Source organism: Lentzea californiensis (assembly GCF_024648825.1).
GTDB lineage: Bacteria > Actinomycetota > Actinomycetes > Mycobacteriales > Pseudonocardiaceae > Lentzea > Lentzea californiensis.
Genome location: NZ_JANBBE010000007.1, coordinates 367,024 through 380,695 on the forward strand (window position 1 = coordinate 367,024; position 13,672 = coordinate 380,695).

General features: G+C 67.8%; 12 protein-coding genes. 2 read left to right on the forward strand and 10 right to left on the reverse strand.

Going from position 1 to position 13,672, the window contains the following annotated elements; genetic code table 11:
* Nucleotides 1-456, forward strand: a complete 456-nt coding sequence (locus tag LX88_RS26205) for a hypothetical protein (protein ID WP_258950454.1) — start codon at nucleotides 1-3, stop codon at nucleotides 454-456.
* Here LX88_RS26205 and LX88_RS26210 read toward each other — a convergent pair.
* Nucleotides 453-1,613 (reverse strand): M48 family metalloprotease, encoded by a 1,161-nt coding sequence (locus LX88_RS26210; protein WP_258950455.1) that lies wholly within the window; start codon nucleotides 1,611-1,613, stop codon nucleotides 453-455. The genes LX88_RS26205 and LX88_RS26210 overlap by 4 nt on opposite strands.
* A gap of 204 nt (nucleotides 1,614-1,817) precedes the next feature.
* Between LX88_RS26210 and LX88_RS26215 the strand changes: the two genes are divergently transcribed.
* Nucleotides 1,818-1,961, forward strand: coding sequence for a hypothetical protein (locus LX88_RS26215; RefSeq protein ID WP_258950456.1), 144 nt, complete (start codon nucleotides 1,818-1,820; stop codon nucleotides 1,959-1,961).
* Here LX88_RS26215 and LX88_RS44630 read toward each other — a convergent pair.
* The 9 genes from LX88_RS44630 to LX88_RS26255 all read right to left on the reverse strand — a co-directional run bounded on the left by LX88_RS44630 (nucleotide 1,936) and on the right by LX88_RS26255 (nucleotide 13,662).
* Complete coding sequence (locus tag LX88_RS44630) at nucleotides 1,936-2,247, reverse strand: Imm1 family immunity protein (protein WP_372511424.1); 312 nt, start codon at nucleotides 2,245-2,247, stop codon at nucleotides 1,936-1,938. The two genes, LX88_RS26215 and LX88_RS44630, sit on opposite strands and share 26 nt — an antisense overlap.
* A 147-nt stretch (nucleotides 2,248-2,394) precedes the next feature.
* Entirely contained in the window at nucleotides 2,395-3,030 is a 636-nt protein-coding gene (locus LX88_RS26220; RefSeq protein ID WP_258950457.1) for a DddA-like double-stranded DNA deaminase toxin, read from the reverse strand.
* Between the two features lie 128 nt (nucleotides 3,031-3,158).
* Nucleotides 3,159-3,719, reverse strand: a complete 561-nt coding sequence (locus LX88_RS26225) for an acyltransferase (RefSeq protein WP_258950458.1) — start codon at nucleotides 3,717-3,719, stop codon at nucleotides 3,159-3,161.
* Nucleotides 3,719-4,798, reverse strand: a complete 1,080-nt coding sequence (locus tag LX88_RS26230) for a DegT/DnrJ/EryC1/StrS family aminotransferase (RefSeq protein WP_258950459.1) — start codon at nucleotides 4,796-4,798, stop codon at nucleotides 3,719-3,721. Before LX88_RS26230 ends, LX88_RS26225 begins: the two co-directional genes overlap by 1 nt.
* A complete protein-coding gene (locus tag LX88_RS26235; RefSeq protein ID WP_258950460.1) occupies nucleotides 4,795-5,442 on the reverse strand; it encodes a NeuD/PglB/VioB family sugar acetyltransferase in 648 nt (215 codons plus the stop codon). The genes LX88_RS26230 and LX88_RS26235 overlap by 4 nt, the downstream gene beginning before the upstream one ends.
* On the reverse strand, nucleotides 5,439-10,214 hold the full coding sequence (locus LX88_RS26240; protein WP_258950461.1) for a DUF4082 domain-containing protein: 4,776 nt from the start codon (nucleotides 10,212-10,214) through the stop codon (nucleotides 5,439-5,441). The genes LX88_RS26235 and LX88_RS26240 overlap by 4 nt, the downstream gene beginning before the upstream one ends.
* Nucleotides 10,215-10,362: 148 nt before the next feature.
* Nucleotides 10,363-11,490, reverse strand: coding sequence for a DegT/DnrJ/EryC1/StrS family aminotransferase (locus LX88_RS26245; RefSeq protein WP_258950462.1), 1,128 nt, complete (start codon nucleotides 11,488-11,490; stop codon nucleotides 10,363-10,365).
* A 151-nt stretch (nucleotides 11,491-11,641) separates the two neighbouring features.
* Nucleotides 11,642-12,640 (reverse strand): NAD-dependent epimerase/dehydratase family protein, encoded by a 999-nt coding sequence (locus LX88_RS26250; protein WP_258950463.1) that lies wholly within the window; start codon nucleotides 12,638-12,640, stop codon nucleotides 11,642-11,644.
* Nucleotides 12,640-13,662, reverse strand: a complete 1,023-nt coding sequence (locus tag LX88_RS26255; RefSeq protein WP_245983693.1) for a Gfo/Idh/MocA family protein — start codon at nucleotides 13,660-13,662, stop codon at nucleotides 12,640-12,642. Before LX88_RS26255 ends, LX88_RS26250 begins: the two co-directional genes overlap by 1 nt.
* Between the last annotated feature and the right edge of the window lie 10 nt (nucleotides 13,663-13,672).

Below are 13,672 nucleotides of genomic sequence, written 5' to 3' on the forward strand. Positions count from 1 at the left end.
GTGGCCGTCCGGGTTACGCCAGGGCCGGTGGCCCAGACGGCCGAACGGTTGCTGTTCGAGGCGGTCCGGTCCCGGACCGCCGAGGAACTGCGTGAGGTCCGGGCCGCCTCCGCGGGCTGGCGGACCGCGCTCGCCGCCATGCTGGGCCTCGTCACCACGGTGTCCCTGGTCAAGGGCCGCGACTCGGTGGCAGGACTCGGCCTGACCGTCCGCATCGTCGTCGGCTGCCTGCTGCTCACCGCCGTGATCACTGCGGCCGTCGGCGCCTTCGTCGCCTCCAGGTCCGCGTTCGGTCTGCCGAAAGAGGAGGATGTGCCGGCACGGCTGAGCGAACTCGTCCGGGTCGAACGGGCCCGGATCCGCCGTGCTGTCCGCGACTTGCGGATCGCGATCGTCCTCACGTTCGTCACGCTGGCATTGATCGTCGCCGCGGTCGGGCTGTTCTGGTACGGCTAGTCCTTCCAGACGTCCAGCGGGCGCAGGCCGCCGCGATGGGCGGCGAGCAACTTGTCGCGCATCCCGCTCCACAGCAGTTCCGTGATCTTCTGAATCTGCACGGCCACATGCAGCGCCGACTCCACTTCCGCATCGGGCAAGGACTCGGCCAAGACGTAGCGCAGGGTGTCACGACGGATGGCCGGTGATGGATGTGTCGTGTACTTTGTCCTGTCCTCCTCACCGTGGCGCAGCAGGCTGACCGACCGGTCAAGCAGGTCTGACATGCTGAAGAAAAGATCGGCACCGCTGTAGCTCAAGGCCGTGCCGTAGCGCCCCGTGCGAACCCGCATCATCATTTCCACGCCGCGGACATCGGCGTTGATCTCCTGCATCTGGCTGTAGTGGATCTCCTCTGGGTCTGCGTCCTCGGCGCCGTTGAACCGGGACACCGGTCGGCGCTCACCGAGGTGCCCTAGCGCGATATGCGCGTACTCGTGGCCGAGGACGAACATCTCGGCCGAGGTCACCAACACGTCGGTCAACGCCGAGGGAATGCGGTCCTGGACGAATTGCGGCGCAGCGCCGGGCCGTCCCCGCGCCACGTAGGCGGTAATCATCTCGGCGAACCGGTTTGCGACCTCGGGACGCTGGGCGATGTTCGCCTCGACCCGGCTCTCGTCGATGGAGAAGTTGACGGAACCGTCTTCTTGCAGCTCGAAGGGCAACACCTCGGTCACTGCCTTCGCGGCCAGGTGCGCGAACAGGAACAGTTGCCTCTCAAACAGCACCAGGTGCTCGTCGGTACCCGGCACGATCAGCGTCATGGCGTTGATCTGCCCGGTGGGCATCGTGGCGAGCAGCGGCCGTTCCGGAACCGGCCACCCGCCTTCTCGGCTGTATTCCTCCAATTCCTTCGCTACCTGCATCAAGATGAAGAACGTGTTCAGGTCCTCGTACTTGCTGATGGGCTCGCCATGAGACCGTCGCTGGTCCAGAAGACCTTGTTCGAACCTCGCCAATTCCTCGGGAGATCCTCCAGGCAGGTGGGCTGCGACGAACTCCGCCGTTACCTGGGCCAGGCGCGCATCCAACTGGGCGTCGCGGGTCGGCAGGGACCGGAACAAGTTCTCATTCACACTGTCGAGATAGCGCTTCGCTTGCGCGGAAGCCCCCATGCCGGTCTCCTCTTGGTCTGCGACGGCCGCGGTCATCGTGTCGCCTGGCCCTAATGAGAGTCGGTCATCGGCGTTGTTCCGTTAGCCGAGTCAGCGAACATGCGCCGAAAAGCAAACAGAGCCGGATCCCGCACTCCAGACAAAGAGCTGATCCGAGAGCCGCACACGCAAGCGCAAGCCCAGCAGCCCTTAAGTACAGCCGGGTTGCCCGCCACGAACGCGTGCGAACTGGTGCTGGCCTTCTACGGCCGCAAGCCCGTCGAGGAGTTGGAGCTGGAGAGTGACGCGCGGGTGTTCGGCCGGCTCATCAGCTGGGGCCCGCCTAGTCGTTCCAAACCTGCCAGGTGATGTCGTGAGGGCGACCGCCGCCGGTGCTCATGTACTCGTGTGCAGCGCGGCGGACGTCAGCCAGGGGGATCTCAGCGGTGGCGGGAAACTCGGTGTCAGATCCCATGTAGTAGTAGATGGGAGCGGAATCCGCCGTGTCACTCCCCTGACTCGCGTATGCGTCCGGGAGCCGCTGGTTCGAGTAGAAGAGAACCCGCGTTGCTTGGTGCCGTCCAGGCCAACGTCCAGAACCACATGGCCGGGGCTGTCGGCGATGAGGAGCTGAAGTTGGCCGGGGTACGGCCAGGCGGTGATCTTGTCCAGGACCGCGTCCAGCTCATCCGGGGTCTGAACGATCGTCGGGTCTTCCGCATCGCCGTCGAACCACGCTTCTAGCGCCACCGCGGGCGGGCACCTCCTGTGTATCGCTTCTTCAACAGCGTGCCGTCTCTGTTCATACGGTGCGCTGGATGAAAACCGCGACGTGTGGAATGCCATCACGAACCATGCGTGCGGCGAGCTTCATCGCCACGTGCGAGGATCTCGTGATCCTCCGCACCGGCATGCCGAGGCGTTGGAGCAGCTCGCCGGCGGCGTGAGAATCCTCGTCCTTCCCGCTCACGATCGCGTGAACCTGGCCGTCAGGCCCGACCCAACGGCCGTGCGTCTTGCGTCCGGGATCGGTCATCGGATTGACCGGACGAGACAGTTCCCCGCGCACCTCGTCGGCGCGCTCCGCGGAGACCTCGGACGGGATCGAGGACGTCCCGGATTGTCCACGTGAGCCAGTGGGCGCTGGCACGGCTTGCCCAAGCCGAGCCGATGGTGGCGACAGCGGACCTTGATAGCTGCGGGCCGAAGCGATGGCTGCGCCCAGCAGTTCGCCAAGAGCCTGGATCTCGTTGCGCGCGTGTTGCCACTGTTCGTGAGTCGTCTCCGCCTCAGGATCGACCGATCCGTCCATCGCGTTGACGAACAACGTGATCGCGTCCGACGCCGACTCGCGAGCACTTTCCAAGAACTCGCGAGCCTTGCTCGCCAGTTCGCAAGCGCGCTCGATCTGCGTCGAGATCTCGCTGAACGTCGCCACTCGCAACCTCCCCGAGACCATGTCGAAGCTAGTGGGACGGTACCGGTGTTCGCGGTTGTTCTCGGGTCGACGGCCGAGGCCCCCGCACAGAATCCGCGCGGGGGCCTCGGTTCGTTCTCAGGCGGCTGTCAGACGGCTTTCAGGCCGTCCGCGGTCTCCTCGTGCCGGATCCCGCACTCGGGGCACGACAGATCGTCTGAGAGCCTCACCCCACAAGCACAAACCCAGCCCTTCACCACCGCCGGGTTGCCCGCCACGAACGCGTGCGCGGGCACCGAGCGCGTGATCACCGCGCCGGCCGCGGCGAACGCGTGCTCACCGATCTCCGTGCCGCACACGACAATCGCGCCAGCGCCGAGAGTCGCCCCACGCCGTACCAGCGTGGTCTCCAACGCGTCGCCGGTCTTCTTGACGTGCGCGCGAGGCCGCAGGTCGTTGGTGAACAACACGTTCGGCCCGAGGAACACGTCGTCCTCACAAGTGACGCCGTCGAAGACGAGAGTCCCGTTCTTGACCGTCACGTTGTTGCCCAGCACCGCGCGCGACTCGACGAACGCGCCGTCGCAGATGTTGCAGTCACGGCCGATGCGCGCGCCGGGCAGCACGTGGGCGAACGCCCACACGCGCGTGCCGTCGCCGACGTCGTCCGACTCGCACAGGCCGTGCGGGTGCACGCGGACGCCCGTCATCAGAGCGCTGCCTTCAACGCCTCGACGACGCGGGTCTGCTGCGCCTCGGTGATCTCGGGGAACAGCGGCAGCGACAGGATCTCCGCGGCCGAGGTCTCCGCGATCGGGAACGAGCCGTCCAGGTGAGCGAACGCGCCCGTCTTGTGCAGCGGCGTCGGGTAGTGGATGCCGGCGCCGATGCCCGAGGCGTGCAGAGCGGACAGCACTCGGTCGCGGTCGGCCACGCGCACGACGTAGAGGTGCCAGACGGGCAGGTTGCCGTCCAGGACCACCGGAGTGCGCACGCCGGGGACGTCGGCGAGCATCTCGGTGTAGCGCTGGGCCGCGGCGCGGCGGGCCTGGTTCCAGCCCTCCAGGCGGCGCAGCTTCGCGGACAGGACGACGGCCTGCAGCGTGTCGAGGCGGCTGTTGAAGCCGAGGACCGGGTGCTCGTACTTGCGCGGCGAACCGTGCTCGCGCAGCAATCGGACCGACTCGGCGATGGCGTCCGACGTCGTCAGCACCGCGCCGCCGTCGCCGTACGCGCCGAGGTTCTTGCCGGAGTAGAACGAGGTCGCGGCCGCGACACCCAACCCACCGACAGCCACACCGTTGCGGCGTGCACCCTGGGCCTGGGCCGCGTCCTCGACGACCGGGAGACCGAGCGGCAGCAGTTCGACCGGGGCGGCCTGGCCGTAGAGGTGCACGGGCACGATGGCCTTGGTGCGCGAAGTGACCACGGAGGACACCTGCGAGACGTCGATCAGCAGCGTGTCGTCCACGCAGTCCACGAGCACGGGCGTCGCGCCGGCACGGGCGACGGCCTCGGCCGTGGCGATGAAGGTGTTGGCGGGCAGCACGACCTCGTCGCCGTGGCCGACGCCCAGCGCGCGCAACGCCAGTTCGATGGCGTCGGTGCCGTTGCCGACACCGATGGCGTGCGGAACTTCTTGGTAGGCGGCGAACTCCGACTCGAACCGGGCGACCTGGGGGCCGTTGATGAAGGCTGTCGTCTTGAGCACCTCGGCCCAGCCGTCGGCCACCTCGTCGGCCACCTGCTCGTGCTGGGCACGCAGGTCCACCAGTGGAATCTCGATCACGCGCTCTCCCCACGCAACGGGCGGGCCGGCACGCCGGCCCACGTTTCTCCTGCCGGAACGTCCTGCAGGACAACGGCTCCCATGCCGATCACGGCACCGGCGCCGATCTTCACACCCTCGCGCACCATGGCTCCCTGTCCGAGGTACGCGGCCTCCCCGACGTGCACCGACCCCGCGAGCGAGGCGCGGCCGGCGAACGTGACGCCGTCCGACACCTCGTCGTCGTGGGTGATCAGCACCTGGGGCATGGCCACCACGTGCCGTCCAACGGAAAGCGGCGTCGTGATGACGACACCCGCGAGCAGGATCGTTCCGGCGCCGACAGAAGCACCGGACGTCACCGCCGCCGGATGCACGATGGTCGCCCATCGCGCGTCCGGCAGGCCGAGCTTCCTGGCCACGCTCAGCCGGACCAGCGACCGTCGCGCACTCGCGATGCACAGCACGACGGCCGCGTCCGGATGATCGGCCAGGAGGTCGAGCCCGCCCAGCACGGGCACCCCGTCGATCAGGGTGCCGTGCAGGGCGGTGGAGTCGTCGAGCGCCCCGAGGGGGTTCCACGTCTCCGGGAGGAGGCGGACCGCCGCGAGAGTCTCGCGAGCGAGTCCACCTGCCCCGATGAACAGCAGTGGCCGTGCGGTCACCCGAGCACCACGTCCACCCAGTAGTTGCCACCGTTGTAGGTCGAGGTCGGGAAGCCCGACCCGGCCGTGAACACACCGGCGGACGGTGCGGCGGTCAGCGGCGGCGAGGTCACCGTGCCGAAGTAGCCGGCGTTCACCGCGTAGTGACCCGTGGTGGTCGTGTACGAGGCCGTGTACTCGGTACCGGCCGTGATCGCGACCGGCTGCGAGAACGTCAGCGTCTGCCAGCCGGACTCCGTCTCAGCGGAGAACGTGCCGGTGGCCAGGCGCTGGCCGTCCGCGGACCACAGCGACCCGGTGTGGGTGCCCGTGTTGCCCGCGCCCTTGTAGAACTTCACGCCGGTGACCTGCCCGTTCGCGCTCGACGTGAACTTGACGCCCAGCTCGTACGCGCCGTTGTCGTCAGCCGAGGTCACCGTCGGAACGGTCGCGGCGCTGAACAGTGAACACGGGCAGGTCTGCGTGGTAGTCGCGGTGAACGACCACGTGACCGGGTTGGCCATCATGTTGCCGAACGTGTCCGCGGCCTTCGCGCTCACCGAGTACACGGTGGACGCCGCGAAACGAGCGGCAGGCGTGAACGTGATCATCCTGCTGTCCGGCGAGAGCGACCGCGTGCCGGCGATCTTCGCGCCACCGGGGTCGGTGACGTCGAACTGCGCGGAGTTGAGGTCCACGGGCTCGTCGAACGACACGGTGACCGCCGAGTTCAGGGCCACCTCCGACGCGCCGCTCAGCGGCGTGTGCGACTGCGCCACCGGAGCGACGTTGTCCGCGTTGGGCTGGTAGACCACGTCGACCCAGTAGTTGCCGGAGCCGTACGTCATGGTCGGGAAACCGTTGCCCGGCGTGAACACGCCGTTCGTCTCCTGCGGCGCCGTCAGCGGACCGGAGGTGACCGCACCCGTCCCGAAGTACCCGGCGTTCACCGCGTAGTGCCCGGTGGTCGTCGTGTACGAGGCGGTGTAGGTCTGGCCGGAGCTGACGATCACCGGCTGCGCGAAGGTGAGCGTCTGCCAGCCCGTCGCGGTCTCACCGGAGAACGTGCCGGTCGCGAGGCGCTGACCGCTCGCGTTCCACAGCGAACCCGTGTGCGTGCCGGTGTTGCCGGCTCCCTTGTAGAAGCGGACACCGGTGATCTGGCCCGACTGGGTCGGGGTGATCCGCACGCCCAGCTCGTACGCGCCCGAGTCGTCCGCGGACGTCTCGTCCGGCACCGTCGCCGTGCTGAAGAGCGAGCACGGGCAGGTCGCGGTGGTCGTGGTCGTGAAGTTCCACTCCGCGGCAGCCGTCATCGCGATGCCGTTGACGTCCGCGATGCCCACGTGCGCCTGGTACTGCGTACCCGACACGAGCTTGGCGGACGGCGTCCAGGTGACCGTCTTCTGGTCGCCGGACAGCGACACCGAGCCGGACAGCTTGGCGCCCTTCGGGTCCTTCAGCCAGATCTGCGCCGACGCGGGGTCGACCGGCTCGCTGAACGTCGCCGTGAGAGCGCTCTGCAGGCCCACGTTCGTCGCGTTCACGACCGGCGTGCGGTTCGTGATCGTCGGCGGCGTGGTGTCACCGTTGAGGCCGTTGCGGTAGATGACGTCGACCCAGTAGTTCGTGGCGTTGTAGGAGTTGTTCGGGAAACCGGTGCCGTACTTGTAGACGCCGTTGCCGCCGTCCGTGCCGTTCTGCAACGCGTGCAGCGACTGGTAGCTCGCGTCCTGGCCGTTGAAGTAGCCGGAGGTGACCGAGTACCGGCCGTTCGGAGCGTTGTACGAGACGATGTACGTCGTGTTCGCCTGCACCTGGACCGGCGAGGTGAACATCAGCTTCTGCCAGCCGGACGTCGTCTCCGCGGTGAACGTGCCGGTCGCGAGCAGCAGACCCGTGGAGGTGTACAGCGAGCCGGTGTGCGTGCCGGTGTTGCCGGTGCCCTTGTAGAAGCGGACGCCGAGCACCTCGCCCTTGCCGTCGAAGCGGACCTTCGTGCCGACCTCGACCTGGCTCGTGTCACCGGAGTCGATCACGGCCGGTGCCGCGAAGTCGTCCCAGACCGTGCACGGGCAGGTCGCCGGGCGCGGCGAGCCTGTCGTGAACGTCCAGTTCGACTGCGTGGACAGGTTTCCCGCCGCGTCCGCCGCCCTCATCGTGACGGTGTAGGCCGTGGCCGCCGCCAGTGGCGCCGACGGCGTGAACGTGACCGTGCGGGCGTCGTTCGAGATCGACTTGGTGCCCGTGACCGCGCCCGACGGCCCTGTCACCGTGACCTGGGCCGAGGCGAGCGTCACGTTCTCGTCGAAGGTGCCGGACACCGTGGTGTTCAGCGCGACGGAACCGGCGTTGGTCACCGGGGACGACGCGCTCTGGATCGGCGCACGGGTGTCGGGACCGGGGTCCGTCGCCCACACCACGTCGACCCAGTAGTTGGTGTGGTCGAACGTCTGGTTCGGGAAGCCGGCGCCGAAGCGGAAGACGCCGTTCGGCCCGTCCACACCGGACTGCAGGCCGGTGATCGGCTGCATGTACGCCTGTTGCTGGTAGAACCCGCCGGTGTCGTAGGCGAAGTGCCCTGTCGGCGTGTAGTACGACACGACGTAGGTCGTGTTCGCGTTCACCGCGATCGGCGACGGGAAGAGCAGTGTCTGCCAGCCCGTCGGGCTCTCGCTGGTGAACGTGCCGGTGGCGAGCAGGTCACCGGTGGAGGACCACAGCGAACCGGTGTGCGTGCCGGTGTTGCCGGTGCCCTTGTAGAACTTCACGCCGCGGACGTAGCCGTTGCTCGCGGCCCGCCACTTCACGCCGAGCTCGAGCTGCGAGCTGTCGTTGGCGGAGGCGACCTTGGGGACCTCCGTGCCGGAGAACATGCCGCACGGACAGGTCTTGGCGGTGACGCTCGGTGTGGCGGACACGGGCGCGGACAGGTTCAGCGAGTCGTCGACCGCCCGGACCCGCAGCTGTGCCGTGCCGGACTGGTTCGGCGTGTAGGTGTAACTCCACGACGTCTGGCCGGCCTGCCAGTTGGCGTAGTGCCAGCGCGCGCCGCCGTCGGTCGAGACCTCGACGCCCGCGACCTTGCCGGCGGCGTCGATCACGGTGCCGCTGAAGGTGTAGGCCTGGCCCACCGCCGACTGCGCGGGCAGGGTCGTGATCTGCACGCCGGGCGCCGTGTTGTCGTTGATGGCGCCGGAGATGGTCAACTGGTCGGCCGCCCACAGCTGGTAGGGCTGCACGCCCATGTCCGCGAGGAAGTTGACCGTCGCCTGCTTGATCCGCTTGTCCGACGTCGGCGTGTTGGTCGGGAACGCGTGTTCGTCGTCGACACCCCACGCCCACTGGACCGTGCCGGCACCGAACACCAGGGCGCCGGAAGGCGCGCGGTAGTACGTGATCGCGTGCGTCTCGGTGCTCGAGCCGTACTCGTCGCCGTAGTTCTTCAGCGCGTAGTAGCCGTCGAGGTTCACCGTCGTGCGCGACATCTGCGCGACGCCGGCGGGCTGGAAGCCGTTGTCGTACACGGTGTTCCACTCGTAGCCCAGCGTGCCGGGCTCGAACGTGTACGTGGTGCCCGCGGCGAGGTTCACCAGGTCGGTGTTGCGCCAGAGCCGCATCTTGCCGTACGCGGCCGGGACCTGCAGCGCGTCGTCACGCCGGCCGTTGACCGTGAACATGTTGCCGAGCAGGGCGTTCTCGGGCCTGCCGCCGTCCTGCGGTGGGCTGTAGCGCGGATCTCGCCACGTGCCGGTCCAGGTGTTCTCGCCGTCGTTCTGGGCACCCTTCGTCTCCTTGTAGCAGACGATGGTGCGCCAGTCGGTCTGGGAGGAGTCGATGCTCTTCTCCCACTTGGTCTTCCAGAAGATCTCGTTGCCGGTCAGGAACGCCATGTGCACGCCCGCGTCACGGGCGGCCATCACGTTGTTCCACTGCTCGTTCGACCAGTACTCGTCGTGGCCGACCGCCATGAAGACCTTGTGGTTCTTGATCAGGTTGCCGCGGCGGGCGGAGTCCACATCGGTCGTGTAGCTCATGTCGTACCCGTTGCGCTCCAGGAACCTGAGCATTGGGTACTCGGCGTTGAAGATGAAGTTCTCGTCGCCATCACCGCCGGTGTACGGGCGGTTGTAGCTGACCTTGTAAGAGCTGCCGCCCTGGCCGGGGCCGTCACCGAAGTAGAGGCTGTTGCCGCCGTAGCGGTTGTAGGCGACCCAGGTGGCGTCGGAGGTCTGGAAGAAGACCTTCGAGGTCGAGCTGTCGTCGCGGACGACGAACGCCATCTCGTTCTCGGCACCGGTGTCGTTGCGCGTCATGCGCACGTAGTAGATGCCGGAGACCGCGGTGGACGGGATGTTCCAGCTGACCGACACCGCCCAGTTGCCGCAGTCGACGAGCGCGGACGGCGTGTCCCGCAGACACGGTGGCTGGTTCTGCGGTGTGTTGCGGTTGACCGTGCCCATGTACCGGGCGCCCTTGCCGCCGTACCAGCCCATCCGATAGATGTCGAGCTTGTACGAGGAGGCCGACGTCAGCATCTTGAAGCTGACGGTCTGGCCGATGTTGTAGCTGATGTCCGTCGTGTACCCGAGGATCGTGTCGTCCCGGTACTGGGCCTGCCAGTTGTCCGCCCCGGTCTGCGTGTTCTCACAGGCGACCTTGTTGGTGACGGGGAAGTCACACGGAGCGGCGTTGGCCTTCGGAGGGTTGAAGACGCCGAGCACGAACATCGTCGATGCGATTAATGCCGTGATCACAAGCACCCGCACGAGACGCGACTGCTGAGCCACCATTGGGTTTCACCTCTCGGACGGAGTTACCGTGTGTGATCCGCGCACTACGCTGGACAGCACAGGGCTGCTACTCCGAACGTCGGCGATCTCGTTAGAACTGTTACGTGTCAACACAAAAATGTTCCGATGGGGGTTGAATCTTTACTTTTCAACCACGCACGGTCAGCCGGGATGTGTGGAGAGTTTCCGACAACGCTGACACGACTGTGTCCTGTTCGGACTCGGTCATGTCGTGGAAGAGCGGAAGGATCAGCGTCCGGGCCGTGAAGGCCTCCGTCACCGGCAGTTCCGCGCAGGCGTGACCCTCGTAGGCGGGTTCGAGGTGTGACGCCATGATTCCGCGCCGTGCGCTCACGCCGCGTTCGGCAAGACCCGCAAGCACTTCCTGGCGGTCCGCGCCCTCGGGCAGCCACACCCAGAACGACTGGTAGTTCGTCGTCCCGTACTCGGGGTCGGTGACCGTGGTGATGCCGGTGTCCGCCAGCAACTCGTGGTAGCGCGCCGCCAACTCACGGCGACGGGCGATGATGGCGTCCAGTTTGGACAGCTGGACCAGGCCGACGGCGGCCTGGATGTCGGTCATCCGGTAGTTGAACGCCGTCTCCAGGTACTGCTCGATGACGGCCGACCCGCCGTTGTGGCGGTCCGCGGCGGACACGCTCATCCCGTGTTCCCGCAGGCGCTTGAGCCGGAGGGCCCAGTCGGGGTCGTCGGTGGTGACCATGCCGCCCTCACCGGTGGTGAGGAGCTTGCGCGGGTGGAACGACCAGGCGGCCAGCAGTGCGTTCGTGCCGACCGGCTCGCCCTTGTAGGTGGAGCCCGCGGCGCAGGCCGCGTCCTCGATCACCGCGATGCCACGCGGTTCGCAGAACGCCTTGAGGGCGTCGACGTCCGCGGGCACGCCGGCCTGGTGCACGACCATGACCGCGCGGGTGCGCTCGGTGAGCACCGGTTCCACTGTGGACGCGCTGAGGTTGCCGGTCTCGGCCTCGACGTCGGCGAAGACGGGGGTCGCGCCGGTGTAGCGCACGGCGTTCGCGGTGGCGATGAACGACAACGACGGCACGACGACCTCGTCACCGGGGCCGATGCCGAGCAGGTGCACGGCGAGGTGCAGGCCCGTTGTGCAGGAGGACACCGCGACACCGTGCTGCGCGCCGACCGACGCGGCGAACGCTTCTTCGAACTCCCGGACGCGAGGACCCTGGGCCACCCAGCCGGACCGGACGGCCTCGGCGGCGGCGAGCGCCTCTTCTTCGCCGAGCAACGGCCGCATAACCGGAATCAAAGCTCTACCTCTTGTCTGGCGGAGTTGGTGTCCGCGGCCGTCGCTCTGCTCGACGGCGGGTGGAACAGAGCGACGACCGCGGAAGGGGTGCGGACGCGGCGGACCTGGGGGTGTCGGCCGCGCCCGCGGTCTTGGTGGGTCAGGCGGACTCTGCGGCGGCCTTCTCGGCACGCCACCACGCGACGAGGTCGCGCAGTCCGCCGTCCATCTCGATCTCGGGCTTCCACCCGAGCTCGGTGGCCGCGAGGCTGATGTCGGCGAGCCGGCGCGTCACGCCGTTCACCTTGCGCTCGGGGCCGTGCTCCAGCGGCAGGTCGGAGTCCATCGCGGCAAGCAACGCGAGGGCGAGCTCCTTGAGCGAGGTCTCCTGGGAGGACGCGATGTTGTACACCGTGTCCGTGACCGGCGCCTTGGCCGCGAGGATGTTGGCGCGTGCGATGTCGTGCACGTGCACGAAGTCCATCGTCTGGGCGCCGTCGCCGAAGATGAGCGGCGACTTGCCGTCGACGATGCGCTCCATCCAGCGGATGAGCACCTCGGTGTACAGACCGTGGACGTCCATCCGCGGGCCGTACACGTTGAAGTAGCGCAGCGCCACGTAGTCGAGGTCGTACATGGCCTTGAAGCTGCGCAACATGCCTTCGTTGAACGCCTTCGCGGCGCCGTAGAAGGTGTCGTTGTTGTACGGGTGGTGCCGCTCGTTGGTCGGGAACGACTCCGCGAGTCCGTAGATCGACGCCGACGACGACGCGATGACCTTCTTCACCCCGGCGGCCGCGGCGGCCTCGAGGATCGTGAACGTGCCGTCGACCAGGCACTCCAGCGCGAGGCGAGGTTCCTCCGCGCACTGGGTGATGCGGATGGCGGCGAGGTGGAAGACGAGGTCCTTGCCCTCGGTCAGCTCGCGCACCAGCGCCTTGTCGTTGATGTCGCCCTCGACGATGCGCACGACACCGGACTCGAGCGCGGAGGCGAGGTTCTCCCGGCGGCCGCGCACGAAGTTGTCCAGCACGACGACCTCGGCCGCGCCGGCCTCGACGAGCTGGTCCACCACCGACGAACCGATCGTTCCGGCGCCGCCCGTGACGAGCGCGCGCTGACCGGTGATCGGCTGAGCCAGATCCTTGGGGGCCGACATCAAGAAACCCTGCCTTCGACTTGTTGGACGGGAACGAAAACTCCGCCGGCGCGCAGCGACTCCGACGCCGCCTCCAGCACCGCCAGCACGCGCAGTCCCGCGCGGCCGTCGGTCAGCGGCGCGCGCTTCTCGGTGATGGACGCGGCGAACTCCGCCATCATCGACCGCAACGCCTCGCGTTCCACCAGCGCCGGCGCGACCATGTCGCCGGTGCGGTAGGAGATCTTCTGCTGCTCCGGGGAGAGGTCGACACCCCGGTCGTAAATGGACAGTCGCTGCGCGGGATTGTTGTCGTCCCACACGACCGTCCGCTGCGAACCGCCGATGACCATCGTGCGAATCTTCGTCGGCGACAGCCAGTTCACGTGCACGTGCGTGATCGCCCCGTTGGACAGCCGCACCGTGAGGTGGCCGACGCACGCGACGCCGGCGCCGATGGGGTCGGAGCCGTGTGCCGAGACCTCCACCGGGCGGACGTCGTCCGGCAGGATCGCCTCGAAGATCGACAGGTCGTGCGGGGCGAGGTCCCACAGCACGTCGACGTCCGGCTGCACCAGACCGAGGTTGATGCGCACCGAGTCGATGTACTGGATGTCACCGAGGTCGCCACCGCGGATGATCTTGCGCAGGTGCTGCACCGACGACGTGTAGGCGAAGGTGTGGTCCAGCATCAGCGTGAGGCCGCGCTGCTCGGCGGTCTCGACGAGCTTGAGGCCGTCCTCGAAGTTGGCCGCGAGGGGCTTCTCCACGAGGACGTGCTTGCCGGCCTCCAGCGCCGCGAGGGCGACGGGCAGGTGCGTGGCGGCGGGGGTGGCGATGGCGACCGCGTGGACGTCGGGATCGGCGAGGACCTCGTCCAGCGACGCGGTGGCCCGGACCGTCGAGTACTGGCCCAGCACGCGCTGGGCCTTCTCCACGTCGAGGTCGCACAGGTAGCGCAGGTGCAGCGCCGGGGTGGCCTGGGCGTTGCGAACGAGGTTCGGCCCCCAGTACCCGGCTCCGATGACAGCAAGGCCAATCACGTCTTGGTTC

Excerpts from the sequence above, each read along its gene's own strand:
- LX88_RS26210 (WP_258950455.1), bottom strand. The coding sequence starts at position 1,613 with ATGGGGGCTTCCGCGCAAGCGAAGCGCTATCTCGACAGTGTGAATGAG.
- LX88_RS26225 (WP_258950458.1), bottom strand. The coding sequence starts at position 3,719 with ATGACGGGCGTCCGCGTGCACCCGCACGGCCTGTGCGAGTCGGACGAC.
- LX88_RS26240 (WP_258950461.1), bottom strand. The coding sequence starts at position 10,214 with ATGGTGGCTCAGCAGTCGCGTCTCGTGCGGGTGCTTGTGATCACGGCA.
- LX88_RS26250 (WP_258950463.1), bottom strand. The coding sequence starts at position 12,640 with ATGTCGGCCCCCAAGGATCTGGCTCAGCCGATCACCGGTCAGCGCGCG.
- LX88_RS26245 (WP_258950462.1), bottom strand. The coding sequence starts at position 11,490 with ATGCGGCCGTTGCTCGGCGAAGAAGAGGCGCTCGCCGCCGCCGAGGCC.